We start from the raw sequence: 22,628 nt of genomic DNA, 5'->3' as shown, positions 1-22,628 counted from the left end.
ATTTTAAATAGAAATAATATGAATAAAACGCAATCAAAAATATTGATATCATTAGCATTAATTATAAATTTAATGTCTTGTAAAGCTCAGCAAGTTTATCCATTATTGACCTCTTTGGATAATATCCCAAATATGTCTCATATAAAAGATACTAATAATGAACTCCAATCTTTTGTAGGAACATATGTTTCAACATACAATGGAAATCAAACCACTCTTTATATTACGAGAGAAAATGATAGATTTTTTAATTACGGAGATCAACAAATTTATAGAGATGTGATATCAATAAAGTATATTGTAAAAAATTCTTCTGGAGCCATTCTACAAGATACTAAAAATATGACATTACAGCAAGATGATCTATCACATGCTATTTATAGCTTATGGGTTTCTGAGAATGGGACTAAGGCAGAATTAATCTACAGTGGAACTAATTGTAGCGTAGGCTTTGGAAATATTAATCTAAAAAAAATTAATGCTACTCAACTCTCATGGGAATACAAACCAAATGATATCGTTACAACAGCAGCTAAATGTCCTCCAACTTTGGATACAACTATTTACATTCCAGAAACAAAAGATCTAATTTTTACAAAGCAATAAAATTAGCCTTTTCGGAGGCTTTTTCAAATGATAATATGATTAGAATGCAATCAAAAATATTTCTGACATTAATGATGATTTTAAACTTAATGTCTTGTAAGGCTCAAAATTTACCACTTAGTACTCCTTTTTTAAGCATTCCTAATGGTGCATATATAAAAGATACGAATAGTGAATTAAATCCTTACGTGGGAATTTACAAAACCATTTTTAATGGCAATGAAATTACATTATTCATTACTAAACAGGAAAATAAATTAGAAAATACCGGTCAAAAAAGCTATTATGTCGATGTTTTAATGGTAAAATATATTGTGAAAAATTCTGCAGGAGTTATTTTACAAGATACCCAAAATAATAATTTATATGACATCAAATTATATAGTACAAAAATAAGACCTGCTAAAAATGCTGTACATTTAATATATAGTGGAACAAACTGTAGCGTAGGTTGGGGTGATGTTTTCTTAAAAAAAATCAACTCTACACAAATTTCTTGGGAATATCGTCCTGATGATATTACTACAACAGCAGCTAAATGTCCTCCAACTTTAGATACTACCATTTATTTGCCTGAGACAAAAGATTTAATTTTCACAAAGCAATAATGAAAAGAATATTACTGCTTTTAGGAATTTTGAATGTATTTTTTTGCAGAGCACAGCAAAGAATGCTACCATTAAATAAAACAAATTCAGATAGTATACAAGCAGATGATTATCTTAAAGATTTAGATAATGATTTTAAACCTTTCATAAGTAATTGGAAAGCTAATTATGATGATAAATTAATAATGCTTAGAATTATAAAAGTACCAAAAAAGGTTTTCAAAGAAGGATTTGGAAAAAATGAAAGAAAGTACTTTAAAGATGCTCTTATCATACAACATGTAATTATGGATAAGAAAGGAAACATAATTGAAGACTATTTTTCAAAAAATTTAGATGTTTATAAAATAATTTCTAATACATACAATAAGGGTCTAAAATCAGCATCATTTTATTACTCCGGAGCAAATTGTGGAGTCGGTTCTGGAAGTATTAATTTAAAAATGATAGATTCTAATCATTTTATATGGAGCTATAATGGGATATGTGGTATTTGGGGAGGCTGTCCAAAAGATACAGATCTTACAGTTAATATACCGACAGAGAAAGATGTAATTTTCACAAAGCAATAATATAAGCCTCTTCGGAGGCTTTTTCAAATGATAATATGAGTAGAATGCAATCAAAAATATTTCTGACATTAATGTTAATTATGACTTTAATGTCTTGTAAGGCTCAAAATTTATCCCTTAATACAGCCTTTTCAACCATTCCTAATGGGGCTTACCTAAAAGATGCAAATAATGAATTAACTCCTTACATAGGAACTTATAAAGCTAATTTTGAGGAAAATGAAATAACACTATATACTACAAAACAATAAAAATTATTGCAAGGTCAAGAATCAGTTTTCACTATTTGTGAGACGGATTCTTTTTTAATTTGTTTTCAAATTTATTTTAAATTTGTTTCAAGATCGATCGTTATGACAATTCTTATTTATTTTGTGACATTTATCATCATCGCTGCATTACTTTTTTATGTTTTTGGATACAGTTATATTTTTAGCGGAATTTCAAAGACCTATTTAAAGGGAAAAACCAGTGCTAATATTGATGACGGAAAGTTTTTCTCTAGTAATCTCATCCATACAGAATCACCAAAACTCTGGGAAGAAGCACCCGAATACAACAAATCTGAACTACCGAAAAACATAGTTGAAGATTTAATTCATTCTGAAACAGCTTCTTTTATTGTGATAAAAGATGGAAAATTACTTCACGAACAATATTGGAACGGTTATAATCAATTATCAAAGACCAATTCTTTTTCAATGGCAAAAGCTGTTACTGTAATGCTTTTGGGAAAAGCTTTGGAAGAAGGTAAAATCAACAGTATTGATGATAAATTTTCAGATTATTTTCAGGAATTTAAAAATAAAGGATTTGCAGGAAGCTTAACTTTAAAAAATTTAGCTCAAATGGAATCCGGACTGGATTGGGACGAAAATTACAAAAATCCTTTTCTGCCCAATGCTAAAGCGTACTACGGAAGAAGTTTGATTAAAGCTACTTTTTCAAGGAAATTTAAAGAAAATCCGGGCGAAAGATTTGAATATCAAAGTGGCTCAACACAATTGTTGGGTTTTGCAGTGAAAAAAGCTATAGGGCAATCTTTAGCAAGTTATTTATCCGAAAAATTCTGGATTCCGCTTGGAATGGAGCAAAACGCAGAATGGAGCACCGACGAAAGCGGAATGGAAAAAACATATTGCTGCATTCATTCCAATGCAAGAGATTTTGCAAAATTAGGACAGTTATTTTTAGATAACGGGAAAGTAGGCGACAAACAAATTTTAGGTCATGATTTCATTAATCAAATGAGAAATCCTACAGAAAAATCTAAAGAAATTTACGGAATGGGATTCTGGATCAATAACGACAATCCCATTAAGCATTATTATTTTTTAGGTTTGCAAGGACAATATATCATCATGGTTCCTGAACATAATATGGTTATTGTAAGAACCGGAAGCTATAATAATCTCCCTAAAAATGACAGAGGAAGACCAGATCAGATAAAATTCCTGGTTAATGAGACGGTTAAGTTTTTCTCAGGAAATAATTGATTTTTAAACTTTTTAAAATCGGAAAAAACATGGAATTAGAAATATGAGAGGAAATAGATTTTTATTAAACTAAAATCTTAGTGGAACCTGAAATTGGCTTCTGGAAGTATATTATTTTTTAAGAATGCTTCATATTCGGGGGATAATTGTTTTCGTCCGAAGGTATTTTCTCCGCTCATACTTCCGAGACGTACTTTATCTTTTCCAAACTTTTTATTCATTGCATCCATTGCCTTCATTACCGGTAAATGTTGATTTTGAGCATCTTTCTCAAACAGATTGATCAATCGCTGATCTTCGGGAACAAAATCATTCACAATGACTCCCGCTTTTTTATAATGAAAACCTTCTTTGAAAATGGTTTCAAACAATTCGTTCACAACTCTGCCAATTAAAATTGATGAATTTGTAGGATTTGGAAGAATTTGAGTTATCGCCTTTCTATATTCAGGCAAATCCTTTCTGAATCGGTTGGTCTGTACAAAAACCGTTACCATTTTACAGCATGTATTCTGTTTTCTCAGCCTTTCGGAACAATACATTCCGAAAGTTTCCACACGTTCGCGAACATCTTCTTTTTCAGTCAGCATTTCCATGAAACTTCTCGTTACTGCGATTGATTTTTTGGGAGAAGGAGAGTCCAGTTCCAATTGACGGATTCCCTTCAACTCATTGATCATTCTTATCCCATGAATTCCCATAACTTTTCGAACCCACATTTCAGGTTTTTGCAATAAATCCCATGCTTTAAAAACTCCGTTATCCTGCATTGTTACAGCAAGTTTTCGTCCGATTCCCCAAACATCGCCAATATTTAACCATTTTAAAGCTTTTTCGATTTTTTCGGGAGTGTCTAAAATATAAACCCCATTAAACTTTTCAGGAAATTCTTTCACAATTCTGTTGGCAACTTTACAAAGCGTTTTTGTGGATGCAATTCCTATACTTACAGGAATATTTGCATTGTCTTTAATTTTATTTTTAATTTCAAGACAATAGTCATACATATTAATGTATTTAAAACCAGTAAGATTCAAAAACAATTCATCGATACTGTATGTCTCAAACTCTAAAACGTAAGAACTGGCAATACGAATAACTTGCTGACTTTTAAAATTATATAATTCAAATTTTGCAGAGAAGCATTTTACATCATGTTCTTTAAAAAGCTCTTTATATTTAAAAGCCGGAGCCGCCATCGGAATTCCTAAATCTTTCGCTTCTTTACTTCGTGACACAACACATCCGTCGTTGTTGGAAAGCACTACAACGGGTTTGTTTTCAAGTTCCGGATCGAGCGTTCTCTCACAGGAAACAAAAAAATTATTGCAATCTACTAAAGCATACATGATTAAAACGGGACATTTTGATACACAAAATTATAACTTTTATAGCGGATAGTTATGTTAAATGTCAATTTTAACATTAAATATAAACGATTGATTTTAAGGCATTTAATTTATTTAAAATACGTCAAGTTTTGTCGTTAACTACTTATAATTTTGCTTTTCAAAACACTAAAATATTGACAATATGGATAAAGTAACTTTACAAAGAATCGAAAAACTTCACCCTGTAGTAAGAGAGGAAGTGACGCAAATTATTAAGGAATGCGACGAAGCATTAACCGGGAGAGCAAAGGTGAGAATTACACAAGGTTTGAGAAGTTTTGAAGAACAGGAAAAACTATATGCAATCGGAAGAATCACTTCAGGAAAAAAAGTGACCAATGCAAAAGCCGGACAAAGTATTCATAATTACGGACTCGCTGTTGACATCTGTTTAATGATTGACGGAAAAACGGCAAGTTGGGACACAGCAAAAGATTGGGACAACGACAAAGTAGCCGATTGGTACGAATGTGTAAAAATTTTCGCAAAATACGGTTGGGATTGGGGCGGAAACTGGAAAACGTTTAAAGACCTTCCGCATTTTGAAAAAAAGAGCATTCAAACTAAAAAAGGCTTAGTAAAAACAGCTTGGAGAATACTGTCTAAGATGTTGAGAGACAAGGAAAACTACATTGTATTTTAATTCTCTCTTATTTGAAAATAAATTTTAATACGACGACTTTTGTCGCTACCCCGATCTATCTTTGCCTTATAAGAAAACACTACACACAACCACGATAAGAGCTAAAACCAATAGTCATTTTATAAAAGCTATTGGTTTTACTTGTCTAAAGTTGCCAAATGTATCTTAAAAATAAAGTAAAAAATAACATGAAAAAGACAACTATTCTTTCATTAGACGGAGGCGGGATCAGAGGAATTATCACCTGCATTATTCTGCGCTACATAGAAGAGCAACTGCAATTTTATGATAAACCAAATGCAAAACTTGGCGATTATTTTGACTTTGTTGCGGGAAGCAGCACAGGCGGGCTGATTGCTTCCATCATTTTATGCCCCGATGAACACCGAAAAGCAAAGTATTCGATCCAGAAAGGATTAGAATTATATGCTGAAAGAGGTGGTGACATATTTCAGGTTTCTTTTTGGGAACGCTTGGTAAATCCGTTTGGATTATTGAACGAAAAAATCTCTCAGGATGAACTTGAAAATAACCTGAATGATTTTTTTGGAAATTTAGAATTAAAAGAATTAATAAAACCCTGTTTAATAACAAGTTATGATATAGAAAACAGAAGAGCAAAATTATTTAATTCCTGGAAGGCGAATTTGAGTACAGATAATTTTTATGTAAAAGATGTTTGCAGAGCGACTTCCGCGGCGCCGACATATTTCAGCCCGGTTCAGATCAAATCAATGTATGGGCAGATTTTCAGCTTAATCGATGGCGGAATGTTTGCCAATAATCCGGCTCTTTGCGCTTATGCAGAAGCAAGAAAAATTCCTTTTGCAGAGGTTTTGAAAAATCATCAAAAAGCTAATAATCCGACTGTTAATGATATGATTATCGTTTCAATCGGAACAGGAATTGAGGCAAGACCTTATTCTTTCAAAAAAATGGAGAAAGCTGGAAAAATAGGCTGGGTAAATCCTATCATTGATATTTTAATGTCAGCAAATGCAGAAACGGTTGATTATCAATTGGGACAAATGTTTCAGACTTTAGGATTAAGAAACCAGAAAAATTATTATCGCGTAAATCCTTCATTGAAAAACGCTTCTCCTGCGATGGATAATGTAAAAAGGTCTAATATTGAAAATCTGATTCAGGCTGGATTAAATTATATTGATGATAACAGAGAAACCTTAAATCAAATTGTTCAAAAATTAATTAAAAACAAATTATAAGCTTATGACCTTATAATTAATTAATATAAGCTTTTTTAATTATATTTAATTTCAAAATGATTGGCAAAATGAAAGCAAACTTCGCATCACTTTTTATGAGCATTATATTTTTCATTCTTGGTTATATCATTTTATATTTTTCATTTGATTGCCTGAATCCTCCCATTACAAAAGACGGATACAAATATATGCCTATCGGAAATGTTTTTAACTCAGGAATTATTTCATTTCTTCTTTCTATTTTATTTTTCATACTAATTAGAAAATACTTAAAAAGAAAGTTTTAATTTTTTCTAAAATAATTAAAACACGTCAAGTTTTGACGTTCCCCTCTCTTACATTTGAAGCATAAAACAAAACACAAAAAAGAATCATTATTAAGCTTAAAAATAACTTTTGAATTCAACATTTACAAATGCTGGATAGCTAGAAAAATGTTCAAAAATTAACACCAAATATCATATATCAAAATGGAAACACTAAATTACAATCAAACTGCAATCTTCGATAAAGACTTCTACACTATTGAATGGAGCGATATTGAAAACACAGAGATAGATTACGACAACTATCTGATGACATTGAAGACTTTTTCCGACAAGATTTTGAGAATGTCATCATTAAAAAATATTGTATACTAACTAAATTTTAAACACATAAAATTCTGGCTCTTTTCAACGCCATAATACCCAAAAAATCCTTTTTTACTTTCTTATCCTTTGAATTCTCCATTCACAAAATGTTGGACAGCCAGAATTGTGTTTAAAAACAATAATATAGGAATACTAAAATAGAAAGTTTTATCATGAAAATCACTTGAAAGAATTAAATGAATTAAGATTTTCATAAAAGAACTTTGAAAGGACTATTAATTAAATAACAAAAATTTTATTATGACAACAAAAGAAAAACTGAAACTCTATTTTGAACAAGGAGACAAACCAACACAAGACGAATTTTGGGAATGGATGGATTCTTATTGGCATAAAGAGGAAAAAATCTCACAAGATTCTGTCGACCTTTTGGCAACAGAGCAACATTTAATGTATTCCCCAACGGACAGTACTGAACTATTGGGAGTAGCTAAAACAATTACTATTCCGAAAGGGGTAAAAGTGATTACTTCAAGTGGCTTCGCTTTCAATGCAATTATTAGAAACTATATTACTAAAATTATCTTTCCAAATACTTTGGAAAAAATAAAATCATCAGCTTTTAACAATCAATATCTTACTGGTACTTTAAAAATTCCTGGATCATGTAAAGTAATAGAAATTTATGCATTCAATGGGATGTCAAGTCGAATAACCGAATTGATACTAGAAGAAGGCATAGAAGACATTGGTTATGGAGCCTTCTCACTACAAGGCAGTTCTGATTTAAAAGACTTATATATTCCAAATTCTATAAAATCAATAGGACAAAATGGTTTTCTTATTCCATCACTCCAAACTGTTTCAGCGCCTGCTGGATTAGATCTTAGCACTGCGGGAATTCCTTCAACCGCAGTAATTACATATAGAGGAGGAACAAATGGTACAGTATAAAAATTTTTATTATGACAACAAAAGAAAAACTAAAACTCTATTTTGAACAAGGAGACAAACCAACACAAGACGAATTTTGGGAATGGATGGATTCTTATTGGCATAAAGAGGAAAAAATCTCACAGGATTCTCTCGATCTTTTAACAAAAGAGCACTTTATGTACTCTCCAACAGACAATACTGAACTGTTAGGAATAGCCAAAACAATTGTTTTTCCAGAAGGAATAAAAGTTATTGGGTCGAATTCGTTTAATTACGTTGCTATCTTTAAAAACTATATTACTAAAGTTGTATTTCCTAATTCTTTAGAAAAGATAAAATCCAATGCTTTCTCCTTACAACACTTATCAGGAAGTATAAAAATTCCCAATAACTGTAAAGTCATTGAGGCAGGGGCATTTAATAGTGGTTCAATCAATATTTCAGAGCTTATTTTGGGAGAAAGCTTGGAAACTATTGGTGCTTCCGCATTCAATTTACCTGGAAGTTCCAGTTTATCAAACTTATACATTCCTGACTCCGTAAAATCAGTAGGGCAAAATGCTTTTGCTATTCCGGCACTTCAAACTGTTTCAGCACCTGCCGGATTAGATCTTAGTACTGCAGGAATTCCTTCAACCGCAGTGATCACATATAGAGGAGGGACAAATGCTACAGTCTAAAATTAAAAACAATGATAACAAAAGAAAAATTAAAGCTTTATTTCGAAGAAGGAGACAAACCAACACAAGAACAGTTTTGGGAATGGATGGATTCTTATTGGCATAAGGAGGAAAAAATATCTGCAGAAGCCCTACCAGAAATGATTGATACTTCAGGATTGGCGACCGTAGTTTATGTAGATGAAAAAATTGGAGAAGACGAAGGCGGGATCTGGAATTTTCCGGTATAATACAAAATAATAATTATGAAATTTAGGGAAATTATCGTAAAAAGTATAAATCTTGAAGAAAGTAACTATATCAATAGTCAGGATGAAATTAAAACTTTTGAGCCATTAAACATATACTTAGTTCCAAAAAAAGGTGGTTCACATGAACGTTTTGTAACAGACAGTGAAGGTATTATTTCAAAACAATCTATTGAAAGCAATGATACTTTTGATATTATAGCTAATAGAGGAAATTCAACCACAAAGAACGAAATTATTCTTGCATCAGCAAAAGGCAGAGCTGCTACATTAGGCTTCAACGAAACTACTTATGGATACTATTTTGGAGATATGAATCCTGCGCATACAGGATCTCATAATGTAGCAATGGGCTTTAATACATTAAATAAATTAACTACTGGAGCATACAATACTGCAATAGGAAACTATAGTCTTTCCGCTGTTACGGAAGGCGGTTACAATACAACATTAGGATATGCAACAGGATATCAATTAAACAGATCTTCATCAAATGTATTTGTCGGGCAATATGCTGGTTTTAATCTGAAAACAGAAATAAGTGAAACGGATTTAGCCAATACATCTCCAGCTGCTGCAGAATACATGAAAGAACTTTCTTCTTTATCTGGATATAACGGAACTTCTTTCAATACTTCTCTAAATACATTTGTCGGAGCATGTATTAATTCATATCCAAATTCTCCTACCAGGTCAGCAATGTCGACTATTATTGGGGCTTCCACACTAAGCAATATGTTATATAGAAACTTCAATAATATTGTCATTGGAGCAGGAAATCATTTGCGATCAGCAAACTCCAGTATGAACAATTCAATTATCATTGGTAACTGTATTAATTTGCCGAATCAGATAGACTCTCTTGCAATTGGTCTAAACAAATCGCGCAGAATTTATGCCAGTGAAGCCATTATTTATGGAGAATTACCTAATAATAAGCTACTTATTAATGCTCCGTTAACAATTCCTTCTCAATATATGCCAAATGCTCAAGGAAGCACTGAGTTTACTAAAAATATTGTAGCAAAACCAGATGGAACGTTTGGGTGGGAAGATAAAAATAATGATGATCTAAGAAGATTGTCCTACATGAGCGAGCTAACCTATACTCAGGACGACAACAATTATTATATTAAAGGTACAGCATATTTATGTATGAAAGACGGGGTTGGTGGAAACGCAGGTATAGGTTCAAATTTAAAAGTATTTGTTGATAATAAACAAATTTCAGATATCTCAGCAGACAGAGACAGTTGGTATCTCAGCAATTTCTCTTATACAACCGGAGAAGGAACAGCTAATGTTTCGCAAATGATTCTTCCTTTCACTATTACCATATCAAAATCAATGCATCCAGAATCATTCTGGACTTCCGGATATTTTTATGCAACAGTTGTTTCAACCCACAATCCTTTTGATTATAATAAACCCACAATTATTCAAAAAGGAGTTAGATTAAAATTTTAATTAAATAAAACAAACACCTTACAAAAAAATAAAACACGACACCTTTTGTCGCATTAAGCCCATATATTTGTGGTAGAAACTTTTAATTATGAAAAAAGATTTTTACCTTACAAGATATGCCTTAATTATAAAAAGATTGGAAAGTTCTCCGGCTACCTATTCGCAGCTGGAAGAGTATCTGCTCAATTCTTTCGAATTTCAGGATGCGGAGATCAAGAGCTACTCTATCCGTACTTTGCAAAGAGATATTCGGGAAATTTCCGATCTTTTTAATCTTTCCATTCACAATAAAAAGAAAGGGGACAATCGTTATTATATCGAAAGTCGCCCGATCATGGAAGTGGATGAATACAATCAAAAACTATTGGAATCTTTTCAGGTAAGTAATGCGCTGAATCTTCATCCTGATTTTTCAAACTTCATCTTTTTTGAAAGCAGAAAACCAACGGGAGTTGAAAATTTTTATGACCTTTTCTTTGCAATCCGTAATAAAAGAATAGTTTCTTTTGAACATTATAATTACAAAAATAAACTGATGACTTCAAGAAAAGTTCATCCTTTAGCTTTGAAAGAATCAAAAGACAGATGGTATCTTATCTCTATCGATACAAAAGATAAAATGTTGAAATCCTTCGGTTTGGATAGAATCAATTATTTGGATGTCTCAAAAAATCAATTCAGGGAAAATTATAAATATAATTTCAGGGAACATTTTAAAAATGCTTTCGGCGTTATGAATCTTACAGAGCAAAATCCTCAGAAAATCGTTCTGAAATGCACCCGTCACCAAGGTGAATATATTAAAAGCTTCCCTCTTCATCAGTCACAGAAAGAAACCAAAGAAACCCCGACCGATATATTTTTTGAATTCTTCCTTCATCCGACTTACGACTTTATGCAGGAAATTCTTTCTTATGGAAAAGAAGTACAGGTTTTAGAACCGAAAGGTTTAGTTGAAGACATTCGCAATCACTTGCAGGAATCGTTGAATAAGTATCTGGAAAGCTGATAAATTATCAAAATATTTAAGATTTTTTTGAGTACATTTACATAAATATATCAAAAGTGAAATCTCTTTTTCTTTGTCTTTTTTGCTTTGTTTCTTCTCTTTGTTTTTCGCAGCAGACGGAAGAATTTAAGCTTATTAAAAATTATTACAATCAGCATCGGTCAATGCTCAGTAAAGAATTTAAGAAAAAGTTTGATGCAGAAAAAGATAATTTTCACAAAGCGTCCATTAAGCTTGATTATCTTCTTTTCATGAGAAAAATGGACAGCATAGAAAATGTTGCTTTGACCGGAGCTTTATTAAAAACCAAGAATCTTGAAGATCTTGGCAAATTAAATTTATTAAAAAAGAATTCACCCGCTGAAGCCACCATTTCTCCTTCTCCCGTTATCGATAAAGTCGCAGATTATCCCGGCGGAATCAATGAACTTCGAAGAGAAGTGGCAGACCTTTTTTATCTTGGAGGCGTTTATTCTGATATAAAAACTGTAAAAGCTAATGTTGCTTTTATTGTGGAAAAAGATGGAAGCATAAGTAATGTTGAAGCCGATGGTGATAATTTTACCTTTAACAGACAGGCTCAAATTGCACTGTATTCTGTTTCACAAAAGTTTTCCCCGGCAATCATTAATGGAGACCCGGTAAGATATCGATTCAGACTTCCTTTAACTATGAATTTAGAATAATAAATGTTTACTGACGAATATTTCATGAAAATGGCTCTTAATGAAGCCGAAATTGCAATGGAAAAAGATGAGGTTCCTATTGGCTGTGTCGTGGTTTCCAACAATCGTGTCATTGCAAGAGCTCACAATCTTACCGAAACATTAAATGATGTAACCGCTCATGCAGAAATGCAGGCAATAACTTCTGCGGCGAACTTTCTTGGGGGAAAATATTTAAAAGACTGTACACTTTATGTAACGTTAGAGCCTTGTGTGATGTGTTCAGGAGCGCTTTCTTGGGCACAGATTTCAAAAGTTGTGATTGGCGCCCGAGACGAACAAAGAGGCTTTATTAATAAACATCTTTCACTTCATCCGAAAACGGAAATCGTAACCGGAATTATGGAAAATGAATGTTCTTCGATCGTGAAAGAATTCTTTAAATCTAAAAGATAATTTTATATAATTGATGTTTCAACTTTACTCATTAGATATTAATGGAAAATTGAAACATCATTAAATATTAATTTATTTATCTTTTCCCAAAAAGTATAATCCTTTCAAAGTGTGAAGCCTATCCATTAAATGAATCTTGTTTGTCAATGGTTTATACACATGAGAAACGCCTCCTGTTGCGATGACAAAACAATCATCATTTACTTCTTCATTTATCCTGTCGATAAAGCCTTCTACCATCCCTAAAAATCCATAGACCATTCCGCTCTGCATACAACTCACTGTATCTAATCCTAAAACTGTTTTCGGCTTTACCAATTCAATACTCGGAAGTTGAGCAGTCTGCGCAATCAGAGAATTCAAAGCGGTTACAATTCCCGGAGCGATAATCACACCCAATGTTTCACCATCTTCTGCAACACAACTTGCTGTAAGTGCTGTTCCGAAATCTAAAACAATCTTTTTTCTGTTCGGATACATATTGTGAGCTGCAACAAGATTCGCGTAAATATCAGTTCCCATCTGTTTAGATTTTGCCACAACTCCTGATGGCGTAGTTCTGTCGACAATCACAGGATCCAGATCATGAATTTTTTTAATCGCTGCGTTCATCACTTTTGTAAGCTGAGGCACGACGGAACCAATAATCACTTTGCTGATTTCTTTCGGCTCGATTTTATAGGTTTGATACAACATCGACATCTGAACATACAATTCATCAGGTGTTCTGTATGGTTTTGTATTGATCACCCACGAAATATCACAATTATCATCATCAAAAAGTCCAAACCGGATATTGCTGTTCCCTATATTTATTACGATTGAATTCATTTATTTGATTTTCAAAAAAGATTTAATCTTCTGTTAATTTTTAAGGTTTTAAAATTAATGATTTTAATAAAAATAATCTTATTATAGAGTATAAATTACTTTGCTGTTTCTAAAACAATTAATTATATTTAAAATCGAAAATCACTTCAAACTCAACTTTTCATGAAAAAACTGATCTTAGCATTCTTCTTTCTCCTGGGAATCAATGCTTTCTCACAAACTGCAGCTGCTGCAAAAGAAGTATTTGAAAAAATAAAAAAAGAATCAAAGATCGATGGAAGTGACAAAACCATCTATAATATCCTTGATGAATTTTATGATAAAAACTTACAGGCAGAAAATGATGAAATGACTCCTGAAACAATAGAGAAAATTCAGAGACTGGCTTCAGATTCTTCTACTAAAAACCTTCATATTCTGTTGCTCTTTTTAATGTATCAGCAACACATCAGCCAAACTGCGACAGCAGGCAAAAAGCCGAATTCGGATTTCCAGATCGAAACGATGAGGTTATTGGAAGATGAAACAAAAAGCGTTTATGGAAAAACTCCTGCGATCATCTATATTTATAAATATGAAGCATTAGACAATGCCAATAAAAAAGATGAAGCAAAAGCTGTTGCAATTCAGGGATTGAAAGAATATCCTGATTCTGTTCCTCTAAAAGTTTACAGCTATCTAAGCACAAAAGATGCAGCGATAAAAAATGATTTAATAAAAAATCATCCCAATCACTGGATGGTAAAACAATTTGAGATCAAGTAAAAACCTAACGATGAAAAATTTAATTATTTTAGCTTTAATTATTCAGTCTTTCACAGCATTTTCACAGAAAAGTGCTAAAATGTATCCCGAAGTGAAAAAAGACAGTGTAATTTATTACGCAGATAATGTTGAGATATATCCCATTTCGATCACTTTCAGCGGACAGCCTGAACTTGAAAATTTAAGAATTCCGGGACAATTCAAAATGATTCAGGTATTGCCTCCTCAATCAACTAAAAACAAGGTTGCAGTTTTCATGGTTAACGATAATAAAAAAGGCTGGAAGATAAAGAAAATGCCAAATTATTACACATTAGCCGGAGACGCAACGATAAAAAGCTACGATGCTGATTATAAATATGATTTACCTTTTCAAAAAGGAAAGTCGTTCACGGTTCATCAAGGATACAACGGAATATTTTCCCATCAAAATGAAAACTCGCTGGATTTCACTATGCCGGAAGGAACAGAAATTACCGCTACAAGAGAAGGTAAAGTAATTGATGCAGTTCAAACCAATAATTCCGGATGTCCATCAATAAACTGTGCCAATCAGGCAAATTACATTACCATTTTACATTCTGACGGAACAATTGCACAGTATTTTCATTTAAAACAAAATGGCGTGAAAGTGAAAATTGGCGACATAGTAAAAAAAGGAGACGTTATCGGTCTAAGTGGAAATACAGGCTGGACAAACGGACCTCATCTTCATTTTGTTTGTTATCTTCCAGATCCTACAGGTCCGAAACAAAGAAAGACCATAAAAACACTGTTCAGAACAGGAGATGGAAGCAAAACAGAATATTTGTCGGAAAAGAAAACTTACCAAAAAGAATATTAATAGAATATTTTTCCCGTGACTCATTATAAAAAAGCTCCTACTAATTGCAGGAGCTTTGTTTATTAAAGGTAATTATCAGCTATGCCAAGCATTTATATATGATCCGTCTCTTAATGCTTCAACAACTTCATTTAAAACTTCAGGCTTTACCGCAAAACAACCCAAAGATCTTCCCGATCCTCCAGCTCCTCTGTAATCAGATGCTACATAATCCGCTTTATGAATGATAATTTCTCTTAGCTCCGCATTTGAATTTGAATCTTCTAAACCTTTTAAACCGAGAGCTTTTCCATGACTTCCACTCTGAAAAACATATTTGGTTTTATAAATTCCTAAGCTACTCTTGTTAGATCCATTTACATTTGAGAAGTCGGTTGCATAAAGTTCGCCTGATTTTTTCCCATGTGCGACAAGATATTTTTTAACACTTTGCTCATTTAAATTAAATATAAAAAATCTTTCCTCTGAACTCGGCTTATTAAAATCAACTACCGCCCAATGGTTTGCCTGACTTTCAGGAGCAAAATCAAAAAGTCTTTTAAGAGCACCATGTTGTCCTAATGTTTCCGCTATATTTAAGATTGCTTCTTTTTTGTCATCATAGGTAGGTTCTGTAATTGCGGCTGTCACTACAATGCCTTTAAAACCATTTTCAACAACATAATCCTGTACTTTTTTCAGCATTTCAACACCGCTTCCATCAATATAGTCCTGCACTTTCTTAAGCATTTCATCACACTCTTTTTTTATTTGTAATCCGTGTTTCGAATCGCCAATTTTAATAACAGGATTCCAATGTCCGGTTACATTGCGCAATGCAACGGCTGTAAATTCGACCGCAAAACCAGGAATATCTTTAGACATTTTCTGAAATTTCAGACCGTCTCCTTCTCCGTAATTTTCCGCATCTGATTCACCGCATCGGACTCCTTTGGAAAAATAATCTAAAAATCCTTCAGAATTATTCTCATAATTTGCAATCACGGCAAGCAATTTAGATTTTACAGAAGAATTCACGGAGTTTATGATGTCATAGCTTGTCTGAAATAGTCCTGCTTCGGAATTGTTTGAACTCGGTTCTATCGCTCTTGAAGGTTTTCCCCAACCTGTTAATTTACCTTTGTCCCAACCGCAGCAATGTCTTCCTGAGCTTTCCATTAAACCAAGCCCCATCATTAATGTAATTGTATTTCTTAGCCTGTTTGCTTCGGAAGCTGAATTATTCATTCCTAAATCTGCAAACACATCATCAAATCTGAATAGAGAATCCGGCTGACTGAAGTTTAGCGGTTTTGCAATTTCTTTTGCAATTTCATCCCCTTGCTTTAGTCTCTTATATAATTTTGCAAACATGAGAGCCATGCCGTAATAATATCCATAAGGAGCATATCCTCTGTTTTCCCAGTAGGTCTTTGAGATCCCTGATTTATCAACAATACTTGTTATTGCTTTTTCAGAATTATCAAAATCTGTTTCAATTTCCAGCTCCAAAGCATTCAATGTTGCATTATCTAAGGTTCCTGTAGCCGCTATTCCTCTTGAATTTTGAAAACTACGGATTGCTTCTTTAGTTCTGCCTCCGAAAATTCCATCGGCAGTTCCAAGAGCTGTATATCCAAGAGCAATTAATTTTAACTGAAGAGCTTCCACATGAAATCCTCTGTCTCCCATTTGTGGTATAGTTGAAATTTTTTCCATGATGTAATGATGTTTTTAGTTTAATAATTTTTTATGAAATATTGTAGAAACCAAATGTATAGCGTCTTTTCCTAGCTATCAATTACCCTTTTGTGTAAAATTTTCACGGTTGAATATGGAAAAACCTTTAGATAGATCAATAAAAAATATGAATCATTGGAAACGATTTAATTAAAATTATTCTAATCGAATTACAGATTTAAAAAAATTATTGCCCAATAAATAAAATTCACTATTTTAGGAAAAATTTAAGCGGTATCCGAAAAGCTTTACAAAGAGTAGGAATTACAAACAAACTATTAATTATTTTATGAAAAATCTTAAAAAACTTTCAAGAGAAAATCTTAAAACAGTAAAAGGAGGCTATACACAAGAATGTGTAGATAATATGTATGCAATGGGATGTCAACTAAACCCCGGACCAGATTTAACTTATACATCTATTCCAGGTTGCCCAGCTTCTGTTAAAAGATATTGTTTTATATAATTTCGGCTTACATAAAAAAAAATTCACCCGTCAAATTGATGGGTGATTTTATTTTTAGTCATTAATACTTTATAGTTTTTCTCCGTTATTCAAAACAAGCCTGTTTGTAACAAAATAAGAACTACGGAGGTTACAAACAAGGTTATTTTAAATAAAATGCAAATGCAGGAAGACTAAAACAATATTGTTTTTAATAAAATGCAATGTACAGAGGTTAGAATCACTATTGTTTTAAACCAAATGCGAAGTTGTTTTGTTTAAAACATATTGCGCGAAACAAAACAATGAATTATTTAATTAAAAACAGTCATACTGTTATCAAATTAATAAAATCTATTTTTAATTTTAATAAAACAAAAATCCCCAAAGAAAATTCTTCAGGGATTTTAATATTGTTTTTCGAAAGTTATTTTACTTCAACAAAATTATCAGCCAGATTTACATCTGCCATTCTTTGGCTCAGATCTATTCCTAATCCTGTCAATTGGTCTTTGTTATAAGGAACCGTAATCGAATATTCTTTCTGCGTCCAAGGCCAGTAAGGCATTGTTTTGAAATCACCATACGAATCTTTTACTTTCCAGGTATGTGTCATGTTCATCGGAATCTGATAATTCACAATTTTCTTATCCTTAGTAATTACACTGAAATCAATCGGCATCGGAACCTGTCCATTATTTACCAAAGTGATTGTTGTAGATTTTGCATCGTATTTTACATCTTTAATTCCGTAGTCGATGGTTTTTGTTGTATTGATCCAATAATTCTGGAACCACTTCAGATCCATCCCTGAAACTTTCTGAGCAATGTGAAGAAAATCTCTGTCAGACGGATGCTTCATACTCCATTGATCGTAATATTGTTTCAGTGTTTCCGCTAAATTCTGCTCTCCCATGATATAGCCTAATTCTACCAGATACAATTCTCCTTTCACGTAAGAAGCATACGTGTAAGAAGTCCCGTTATCGTGGTGATCGCCTAACCAGATTGCAGGTTCTTCAATTCCTTTTTTAACGAAATTTCTGTAAGCATTTAAAGAATTTGCAAACGGATTCGGAAGTTCTTTTGCCGGAGGAAACAGCTGATTCATCACATATCCTTCCGCATAGCTTGTAAAACCTTCATCCATCCACGGACGCATCGGTTCGTTTGTTGCCAGCATTTGCTGATACCAAGAATGAGCTCCTTCATGAGCCATTAATCCCATCAATCCTTCAATGCTAGTAGCTTCTCCCAAAATCATAGTACACATTCCGTATTCCATTCCGCCATCACCACCTTGAATAAAAGCATAACTAGGATAAACATACTTTCCGAAATGAGCGTTCATCAGCTGATAATATTTCGTAAGGTAAGGTTGAGCCTGCTCCCAAACTTTTGTTTTATCGTTATTCTGATAGACCAAGAAAACTTTTGGACCTTCCGGAACATCAAAGCTTTTTACAATATAATCTCTGTCGGCTGCCCAAGCAAAATCCAGCATATTTTTCGCTGTCCATCTCCAAGTTGATTTTTTATTTTTATCTGAATTAATTTTTGCGTTGGCATCATATCCCTTTACTTCCATTGGATTTTCAAGAATTCCACCAGCTCCGATCACATAATCTTTATTAATTTTAATTGTCACATCAAAATCTGAGAATGGTGCATGAAATTCTCTTCCTATATAATCAAAAGTCGCCCAACCGTCGTAATCATATTCCGCGATTTTCGGATACCATTGTGTCATCGTCATATCAACTCCTTCCCTGTTGTTTCTTCCGCTTCTTCTGATCTGCTGAGGAATTACAGCATCCCAATCCATTGTGAAAGTTGTGGTTGAATTCGGTTTAATTGGTTCGGCAAGATATACTTTCATCACCGTTTCCTGAACTTCAAACTTCAAAGTTTTTCCGTTCTGTTTGATCCAGTGAATATTTTGTGCGCCTTCTTCATCTTTCGGAATCGAAGCCAATCTTGAAATCCCGTCTTTCTGCAATCTCGAATCACCATTTTTCCCTTGTCCTGCAACTCTCTGATCCATCATAGAATTTGGCTTAAAGGCATTCCAATACAAATGGAAGTAAACCACGTTTAGTTCGTCAGGTGAATTATTGGTGTATTCTAAGGTCTGATTTCCCTGATAAGTAAATTTTTCAGCATTTACATCAATATCCATCTTGTACTTCGCACTTTGCTGATAATAAGCTCCCTGTTGAGCATGAAATTGTGAAATTATAAACGCAAATAGGATTGCAGCCGATTTTTTCATTTAAAATTTTATTTTTTTTAAAGATAAGTAATTAAAATAAAAGCCTCAAATGTGGAGTTTTTTATAATTCGTAAATAAATTAAAATACGTCAATATTTGACGTCTCTTGATTTGATATTTGTTAATAAAAAAATATATGAAAATTTGGAATTTAAAAACAACATTCTTACTTTTGCAAACTTTTTCATTGTACAGATGTAAAAATTGCATATATTTGTCTCATAAAGCGAAATCAAAAACACCCTCAGATAATATGTCACAAGCAATTTCAACAGATTTATTAAAATATATTTCTGATATTGAAGAGAAATCCAGTAAAGTACCACTGGATGGATATTATCATATAGATGACGTTATCGAAGCTTTTAACAGAGGCGAAAAAAATGGACGGGATGAAGTTGTAGAGCATATTAGGCAAAAGCTATTAAGAGATTCAACTCAAATGTTTTTATATTCAACAAAATTTGTTAATGATATTCGAAAAGATGGATATGAAGTTGGTGGCGCATATGTAGACCCATTCAGATTCAAGTTTATTGTTGTTACTTTACCTGAAAATACTGTTAATGAAGATTTTATTAATAAATTCTATAATAATGTCTTCAAAATAGAAAAAAAATTTAAAGAAGAGACTAATTCGAATATGCATATTAGTTTTATCTCAAATAACAATATAAATGAAGATGAATTATTTATTGATGGTTATTTAAAAATTTCAGGAAGTGGTGAGTAAAAGATTACATGCTGAAAGAAATGAAAAATTATCACACAAACTATATGATGAAGGTGAATTTTTCGATTGGTGCATCACAACAACATTTTATTCTGCAATAAAATTTATACAACACTACGCACTTCCTAATCAATACAATGGTACCCAATGTAGCACTTTGGATGAATTTGCAAGAGCAATGAATCTTAAAAGTGAAACAAAGCATAAAATCACGGAAACATTAGTTGAAACAGCATTACCGTCTGTAATCACAGAATATAGATGGCTAAAAGACAATTCTTACAATGCAAGATACCATGATTATGATGTAAGTCAAGACTTTGCAAAATTAGCAAAAAAGTTTTTAAAAAAAATTAAAGATAATTGTCCTACCGAATAAATAAAAAGCCCCATTAAGGGGCTTTTTTATTTTCACCAAAACAAAATAGCATCTTGATAAAATGATTTTTTAATCTCAAATTATTTTTTTGTAGAAATTTCTTTCTTTCCGCTTTGTAAAATCTTTTCTAAGATTCTTAAAGTAATAAGATATGTTGGTTTTACACCCGTCAATCCTAAACCTCCTGAAGAAAGTGTACTTCCCGTTTCCAGAGGATTATCCGAAGCGTAATAAGCATACATTACAAATAAGTCCGGTGAAATATGGTGTCTGATTTTAGACGCCACCTGAATTGCTTTTTGATAATGAGCTCCCTCCATTTCCAGCCCAATTGCTTTCCATGAAGTATTCATAAAATAAGAAAGAATATCTCTATTTTGAAGCGAAGTTCCTAAAACAGTAATCATCGGTCCTTCGAAAGCCTTCAATTCATCATCATGAAAATCTTCTAATTTTAAAGCATTTTCAAAAGGATAGTTATCCGCAGTTCCTTCAAAAATATGAGAAGTCGGAATCATAATATCTCCTTTTCCTCCTGCAAGAATCCCGGCTTTACCCATGATAGAAACAGATTTTACTTTCATCATATAAACTTCTCCTTTTTGTTCGAAAGGTCTTAGCAATTCATCCATTACCTCGAAAGCCTGTTCACCGAAAGCATAATCAAAGACCATGATCACATCGTCTCCGTCATATTTCAAATGTGCAAAAGGTGTATTTTTAAGATTGGTTTTGCTTAAATCAATGATCTGAACATCGATGTTACTTCCGCTCTTATCATTAATATAAATCAACCCTTCTTCTAGGGCATATTTCGAAACCTTGTCGCGAAGTTCTTTTTTATCAGAAATATCTCCGTATAATTTGTAATCAACTTCTTTCGGATCTTTTTTCTTTAGCGCATCATTTGCATACAGCATATTTTTCACAGAATGCATATTGGCTGAAATAATATGAAGCGGTCTCATGTGAAGATTGTTTTCAAATAAAACTTCTTTCACTTTGTTTGCCCATTTTTCACCAAAATAATGATGCCCTACTCTTTCCTTTAATATGGCACTGAAATGAATTTCTCTTTCCCTTGTCTGTTTCGCATCTTCCAGACTCACTTTTGCCAAGTTATAGATGATTTTAAATAAACGATCAGGATTGCTATCATCTCCGAAAGTATTGTAGGCATTCAATGTTTCCTCAAAAGTTCTTCCTATTAAAGAAGACAAATGAATCAAAGCCACTTCTTTTTCTTTTCGGCTGAATTTTTTCTCACCTTTTACTACTTCTTCGATAATTTTAAAAGCACGTGTTGGTTTCCAGTTCTCATCTTGGATGAAAGCCAGATTTCTGATTTTATCGGCTTCTATAAATAAAAATGTAAGGTGAGTAAGAATATCATAAATTTCAGAACGTCCTAAAAGAACTTCAATGTTCATTTGGTGTTCGTCGATTCTATAACAGTTTCTTCTTCTTTTTTTAGGAACGATCGGCTCAAAACTTCCCTTATCAAAACCTTCGTCTGATGTAAGATGAATAAAGGCACATTCTTCAATACCTTCTGGAAGTCTGTCTAAAACATACATCAAACCATCAAGTTCCAGCTTGCTTGGAATACTCATGGTACCGTAAATTTCCGGATTGATCGTCTTCAACAAACTTCTAATGCTTTCTCCCGAAACTCCGCCTGGCTTGAAAAAACCTCTATAAAACAGGTGTCTCATAGATATGTATAGTCTTTCAATTGCCTCGGTAGTTTCTCTTGCTCTAGAATTTGTCATATATTAAAATTTTTATAAAAAGTCTGCTAAGTTACGAAAAATATTTTTAATGATTTAAACATCTAAAAACCAAATAATTAATATTTAAATCGTTTTAAAATTACTATTTATGCTAATATTTAAAAAGAAATTTAGAATAAGTTTTCTTCATATTAGAAACAACATTTAAATATGTTCTTTTTTAATTTTTACTTCTTCCTTATATATTAGGGTCATTTTTTTTATTGTTTTCATCGACTTACCTTTTGATTAATCAAAAAAAACTATATGCA

25 protein-coding genes are annotated in these 22,628 nt (G+C 32.6%); 20 read left to right on the top strand and 5 right to left on the bottom strand.

Annotated features, from left to right (window positions below; translation table 11 throughout):
- Nucleotides 1-18: 18 nt before the first annotated feature.
- The 5 genes from ABD940_RS11160 (at nt 19) to ABD940_RS11140 (ending at nt 3,282) form a co-directional block, all read left to right on the top strand.
- Nucleotides 19-606 (top strand): DUF6705 family protein, encoded by a 588-nt coding sequence (locus tag ABD940_RS11160; RefSeq protein WP_345203657.1) that lies wholly within the window; start codon nt 19-21, stop codon nt 604-606.
- Entirely contained in the window at nt 537-1,214 is a 678-nt protein-coding gene (locus ABD940_RS11155) for a DUF6705 family protein (protein WP_345203655.1), read from the top strand. The genes ABD940_RS11160 and ABD940_RS11155 overlap by 70 nt, the downstream gene beginning before the upstream one ends.
- The gene (locus ABD940_RS11150; RefSeq protein WP_345203653.1) at nt 1,214-1,786 is read left to right on the top strand and encodes a DUF6705 family protein; all 573 of its coding nucleotides are present in this window, start codon (nt 1,214-1,216) and stop codon (nt 1,784-1,786) included. Before ABD940_RS11155 ends, ABD940_RS11150 begins: the two co-directional genes overlap by 1 nt.
- A 35-nt stretch (nt 1,787-1,821) precedes the next feature.
- On the top strand, nt 1,822-2,037 hold the full coding sequence (locus ABD940_RS11145) for a hypothetical protein (protein ID WP_345203651.1): 216 nt from the start codon (nt 1,822-1,824) through the stop codon (nt 2,035-2,037).
- 102 nt (nt 2,038-2,139) lie between these two features.
- Complete coding sequence (locus ABD940_RS11140) at nt 2,140-3,282, top strand: serine hydrolase domain-containing protein (protein ID WP_345203649.1); 1,143 nt, start codon at nt 2,140-2,142, stop codon at nt 3,280-3,282.
- Nucleotides 3,283-3,359: 77 nt separating this feature from the next.
- Here ABD940_RS11140 and ABD940_RS11135 read toward each other — a convergent pair whose 3' ends face one another.
- Complete coding sequence (locus tag ABD940_RS11135; RefSeq protein WP_345203647.1) at nt 3,360-4,631, bottom strand: Y-family DNA polymerase; 1,272 nt, start codon at nt 4,629-4,631, stop codon at nt 3,360-3,362.
- Nucleotides 4,632-4,815: 184 nt separating this feature from the next.
- Between ABD940_RS11135 and ABD940_RS11130 the strand changes: the two genes are divergently transcribed.
- The 10 genes from ABD940_RS11130 to ABD940_RS11085 all read left to right on the top strand — a co-directional run bounded on the left by ABD940_RS11130 (nt 4,816) and on the right by ABD940_RS11085 (nt 12,596).
- Complete coding sequence (locus tag ABD940_RS11130) at nt 4,816-5,316, top strand: M15 family metallopeptidase (RefSeq protein ID WP_345203645.1); 501 nt, start codon at nt 4,816-4,818, stop codon at nt 5,314-5,316.
- 188 nt (nt 5,317-5,504) lie between these two features.
- Nucleotides 5,505-6,542 carry a patatin-like phospholipase family protein gene (locus ABD940_RS11125; protein ID WP_345203642.1) on the top strand — a complete coding sequence of 346 codons (1,038 nt, stop codon included), beginning with the start codon at nt 5,505-5,507 and terminating at the stop codon, nt 6,540-6,542.
- Between the two features lie 470 nt (nt 6,543-7,012).
- The gene (locus ABD940_RS11120) at nt 7,013-7,183 is read left to right on the top strand and encodes a hypothetical protein (RefSeq protein WP_345203640.1); all 171 of its coding nucleotides are present in this window, start codon (nt 7,013-7,015) and stop codon (nt 7,181-7,183) included.
- A 252-nt stretch (nt 7,184-7,435) separates the two neighbouring features.
- Nucleotides 7,436-8,089 carry a leucine-rich repeat domain-containing protein gene (locus ABD940_RS11115; RefSeq protein ID WP_345203638.1) on the top strand — a complete coding sequence of 218 codons (654 nt, stop codon included), beginning with the start codon at nt 7,436-7,438 and terminating at the stop codon, nt 8,087-8,089.
- A gap of 11 nt (nt 8,090-8,100) precedes the next feature.
- A complete protein-coding gene (locus ABD940_RS11110; protein WP_345203636.1) occupies nt 8,101-8,751 on the top strand; it encodes a leucine-rich repeat domain-containing protein in 651 nt (216 codons plus the stop codon).
- An 11-nt stretch (nt 8,752-8,762) separates the two neighbouring features.
- Nucleotides 8,763-8,981 (top strand): hypothetical protein, encoded by a 219-nt coding sequence (locus tag ABD940_RS11105; protein WP_345203633.1) that lies wholly within the window; start codon nt 8,763-8,765, stop codon nt 8,979-8,981.
- A gap of 15 nt (nt 8,982-8,996) precedes the next feature.
- Entirely contained in the window at nt 8,997-10,466 is a 1,470-nt protein-coding gene (locus ABD940_RS11100) for a hypothetical protein (RefSeq protein ID WP_345203630.1), read from the top strand.
- 88 nt (nt 10,467-10,554) lie between these two features.
- A complete protein-coding gene (locus ABD940_RS11095) occupies nt 10,555-11,475 on the top strand; it encodes a helix-turn-helix transcriptional regulator (RefSeq protein ID WP_345203628.1) in 921 nt (306 codons plus the stop codon).
- Between the two features lie 164 nt (nt 11,476-11,639).
- A complete protein-coding gene (locus ABD940_RS11090; protein WP_345203626.1) occupies nt 11,640-12,161 on the top strand; it encodes an energy transducer TonB in 522 nt (173 codons plus the stop codon).
- A 3-nt stretch (nt 12,162-12,164) separates the two neighbouring features.
- Nucleotides 12,165-12,596, top strand: coding sequence for a nucleoside deaminase (locus ABD940_RS11085; RefSeq protein ID WP_345203624.1), 432 nt, complete (start codon nt 12,165-12,167; stop codon nt 12,594-12,596).
- A gap of 72 nt (nt 12,597-12,668) precedes the next feature.
- Here the strand turns inward: ABD940_RS11085 and ABD940_RS11080 are convergent, their stop codons facing one another.
- The gene (locus ABD940_RS11080; RefSeq protein WP_345203621.1) at nt 12,669-13,427 is read right to left on the bottom strand and encodes a type III pantothenate kinase; all 759 of its coding nucleotides are present in this window, start codon (nt 13,425-13,427) and stop codon (nt 12,669-12,671) included.
- A gap of 162 nt (nt 13,428-13,589) precedes the next feature.
- Here ABD940_RS11080 and ABD940_RS11075 point away from each other — a divergent pair, with 162 nt between their 5' ends.
- Together ABD940_RS11075 and ABD940_RS11070 are read left to right on the top strand one after the other, a co-directional pair.
- Complete coding sequence (locus ABD940_RS11075; protein ID WP_345203619.1) at nt 13,590-14,192, top strand: hypothetical protein; 603 nt, start codon at nt 13,590-13,592, stop codon at nt 14,190-14,192.
- 10 nt (nt 14,193-14,202) lie between these two features.
- Entirely contained in the window at nt 14,203-15,036 is an 834-nt protein-coding gene (locus tag ABD940_RS11070) for a M23 family metallopeptidase (protein ID WP_345203617.1), read from the top strand.
- Nucleotides 15,037-15,111: 75 nt separating this feature from the next.
- Here the strand turns inward: ABD940_RS11070 and ABD940_RS11065 are convergent, their stop codons facing one another.
- Nucleotides 15,112-16,734 carry a murein L,D-transpeptidase catalytic domain-containing protein gene (locus ABD940_RS11065; RefSeq protein WP_345203614.1) on the bottom strand — a complete coding sequence of 541 codons (1,623 nt, stop codon included), beginning with the start codon at nt 16,732-16,734 and terminating at the stop codon, nt 15,112-15,114.
- Nucleotides 16,735-17,044: 310 nt separating this feature from the next.
- On the opposite strand from ABD940_RS11065, the gene ABD940_RS11060 reads away from it, so the two are divergent.
- Nucleotides 17,045-17,221 (top strand): bacteriocin-like protein, encoded by a 177-nt coding sequence (locus ABD940_RS11060; protein WP_345203611.1) that lies wholly within the window; start codon nt 17,045-17,047, stop codon nt 17,219-17,221.
- Nucleotides 17,222-17,627: 406 nt separating this feature from the next.
- On the opposite strand, the gene ABD940_RS11055 is transcribed toward ABD940_RS11060, so the two are convergent.
- Entirely contained in the window at nt 17,628-19,472 is a 1,845-nt protein-coding gene (locus ABD940_RS11055; protein ID WP_345203609.1) for a M1 family metallopeptidase, read from the bottom strand.
- Between the two features lie 253 nt (nt 19,473-19,725).
- Between ABD940_RS11055 and ABD940_RS11050 the strand changes: the two genes are divergently transcribed.
- Together ABD940_RS11050 and ABD940_RS11045 are read left to right on the top strand one after the other, a co-directional pair.
- Complete coding sequence (locus ABD940_RS11050; RefSeq protein ID WP_345203606.1) at nt 19,726-20,205, top strand: hypothetical protein; 480 nt, start codon at nt 19,726-19,728, stop codon at nt 20,203-20,205.
- Nucleotides 20,198-20,584 (top strand): hypothetical protein, encoded by a 387-nt coding sequence (locus ABD940_RS11045; RefSeq protein WP_345203603.1) that lies wholly within the window; start codon nt 20,198-20,200, stop codon nt 20,582-20,584. The genes ABD940_RS11050 and ABD940_RS11045 overlap by 8 nt, the downstream gene beginning before the upstream one ends.
- Nucleotides 20,585-20,664: 80 nt before the next feature.
- On the opposite strand, the gene ABD940_RS11040 is transcribed toward ABD940_RS11045, so the two are convergent.
- Complete coding sequence (locus ABD940_RS11040) at nt 20,665-22,356, bottom strand: DUF6909 family protein (RefSeq protein WP_345203601.1); 1,692 nt, start codon at nt 22,354-22,356, stop codon at nt 20,665-20,667.
- Between the last annotated feature and the right edge of the window lie 272 nt (nt 22,357-22,628).

This window comes from Chryseobacterium ginsengisoli (assembly GCF_039542325.1).
Classification (GTDB): domain Bacteria; phylum Bacteroidota; class Bacteroidia; order Flavobacteriales; family Weeksellaceae; genus Chryseobacterium; species Chryseobacterium ginsengisoli.
The sequence above is the reverse complement of the archived record's forward strand: the minus strand, read 5'-3'. Positions and strand labels throughout refer to the sequence as shown.

Coding starts and splice junctions, on each gene's coding strand:
- ABD940_RS11160 (WP_345203657.1), top strand. CDS start 19: ATGAATAAAACGCAATCAAAAATATTGATATCATTAGCATTAATTATA.
- ABD940_RS11155 (WP_345203655.1), top strand. CDS start 537: ATGTCCTCCAACTTTGGATACAACTATTTACATTCCAGAAACAAAAGA.
- ABD940_RS11150 (WP_345203653.1), top strand. CDS start 1,214: ATGAAAAGAATATTACTGCTTTTAGGAATTTTGAATGTATTTTTTTGC.
- ABD940_RS11145 (WP_345203651.1), top strand. CDS start 1,822: ATGAGTAGAATGCAATCAAAAATATTTCTGACATTAATGTTAATTATG.
- ABD940_RS11140 (WP_345203649.1), top strand. CDS start 2,140: ATGACAATTCTTATTTATTTTGTGACATTTATCATCATCGCTGCATTA.
- ABD940_RS11135 (WP_345203647.1), bottom strand. CDS start 4,631: ATGTATGCTTTAGTAGATTGCAATAATTTTTTTGTTTCCTGTGAGAGA.
- ABD940_RS11130 (WP_345203645.1), top strand. CDS start 4,816: ATGGATAAAGTAACTTTACAAAGAATCGAAAAACTTCACCCTGTAGTA.
- ABD940_RS11125 (WP_345203642.1), top strand. CDS start 5,505: ATGAAAAAGACAACTATTCTTTCATTAGACGGAGGCGGGATCAGAGGA.
- ABD940_RS11120 (WP_345203640.1), top strand. CDS start 7,013: ATGGAAACACTAAATTACAATCAAACTGCAATCTTCGATAAAGACTTC.
- ABD940_RS11115 (WP_345203638.1), top strand. CDS start 7,436: ATGACAACAAAAGAAAAACTGAAACTCTATTTTGAACAAGGAGACAAA.
- ABD940_RS11110 (WP_345203636.1), top strand. CDS start 8,101: ATGACAACAAAAGAAAAACTAAAACTCTATTTTGAACAAGGAGACAAA.
- ABD940_RS11105 (WP_345203633.1), top strand. CDS start 8,763: ATGATAACAAAAGAAAAATTAAAGCTTTATTTCGAAGAAGGAGACAAA.
- ABD940_RS11100 (WP_345203630.1), top strand. CDS start 8,997: ATGAAATTTAGGGAAATTATCGTAAAAAGTATAAATCTTGAAGAAAGT.
- ABD940_RS11095 (WP_345203628.1), top strand. CDS start 10,555: ATGAAAAAAGATTTTTACCTTACAAGATATGCCTTAATTATAAAAAGA.
- ABD940_RS11090 (WP_345203626.1), top strand. CDS start 11,640: ATGCTCAGTAAAGAATTTAAGAAAAAGTTTGATGCAGAAAAAGATAAT.
- ABD940_RS11085 (WP_345203624.1), top strand. CDS start 12,165: ATGTTTACTGACGAATATTTCATGAAAATGGCTCTTAATGAAGCCGAA.
- ABD940_RS11080 (WP_345203621.1), bottom strand. CDS start 13,427: ATGAATTCAATCGTAATAAATATAGGGAACAGCAATATCCGGTTTGGA.
- ABD940_RS11075 (WP_345203619.1), top strand. CDS start 13,590: ATGAAAAAACTGATCTTAGCATTCTTCTTTCTCCTGGGAATCAATGCT.
- ABD940_RS11070 (WP_345203617.1), top strand. CDS start 14,203: ATGAAAAATTTAATTATTTTAGCTTTAATTATTCAGTCTTTCACAGCA.
- ABD940_RS11065 (WP_345203614.1), bottom strand. CDS start 16,734: ATGGAAAAAATTTCAACTATACCACAAATGGGAGACAGAGGATTTCAT.
- ABD940_RS11060 (WP_345203611.1), top strand. CDS start 17,045: ATGAAAAATCTTAAAAAACTTTCAAGAGAAAATCTTAAAACAGTAAAA.
- ABD940_RS11055 (WP_345203609.1), bottom strand. CDS start 19,472: ATGAAAAAATCGGCTGCAATCCTATTTGCGTTTATAATTTCACAATTT.
- ABD940_RS11050 (WP_345203606.1), top strand. CDS start 19,726: ATGTCACAAGCAATTTCAACAGATTTATTAAAATATATTTCTGATATT.
- ABD940_RS11040 (WP_345203601.1), bottom strand. CDS start 22,356: ATGACAAATTCTAGAGCAAGAGAAACTACCGAGGCAATTGAAAGACTA.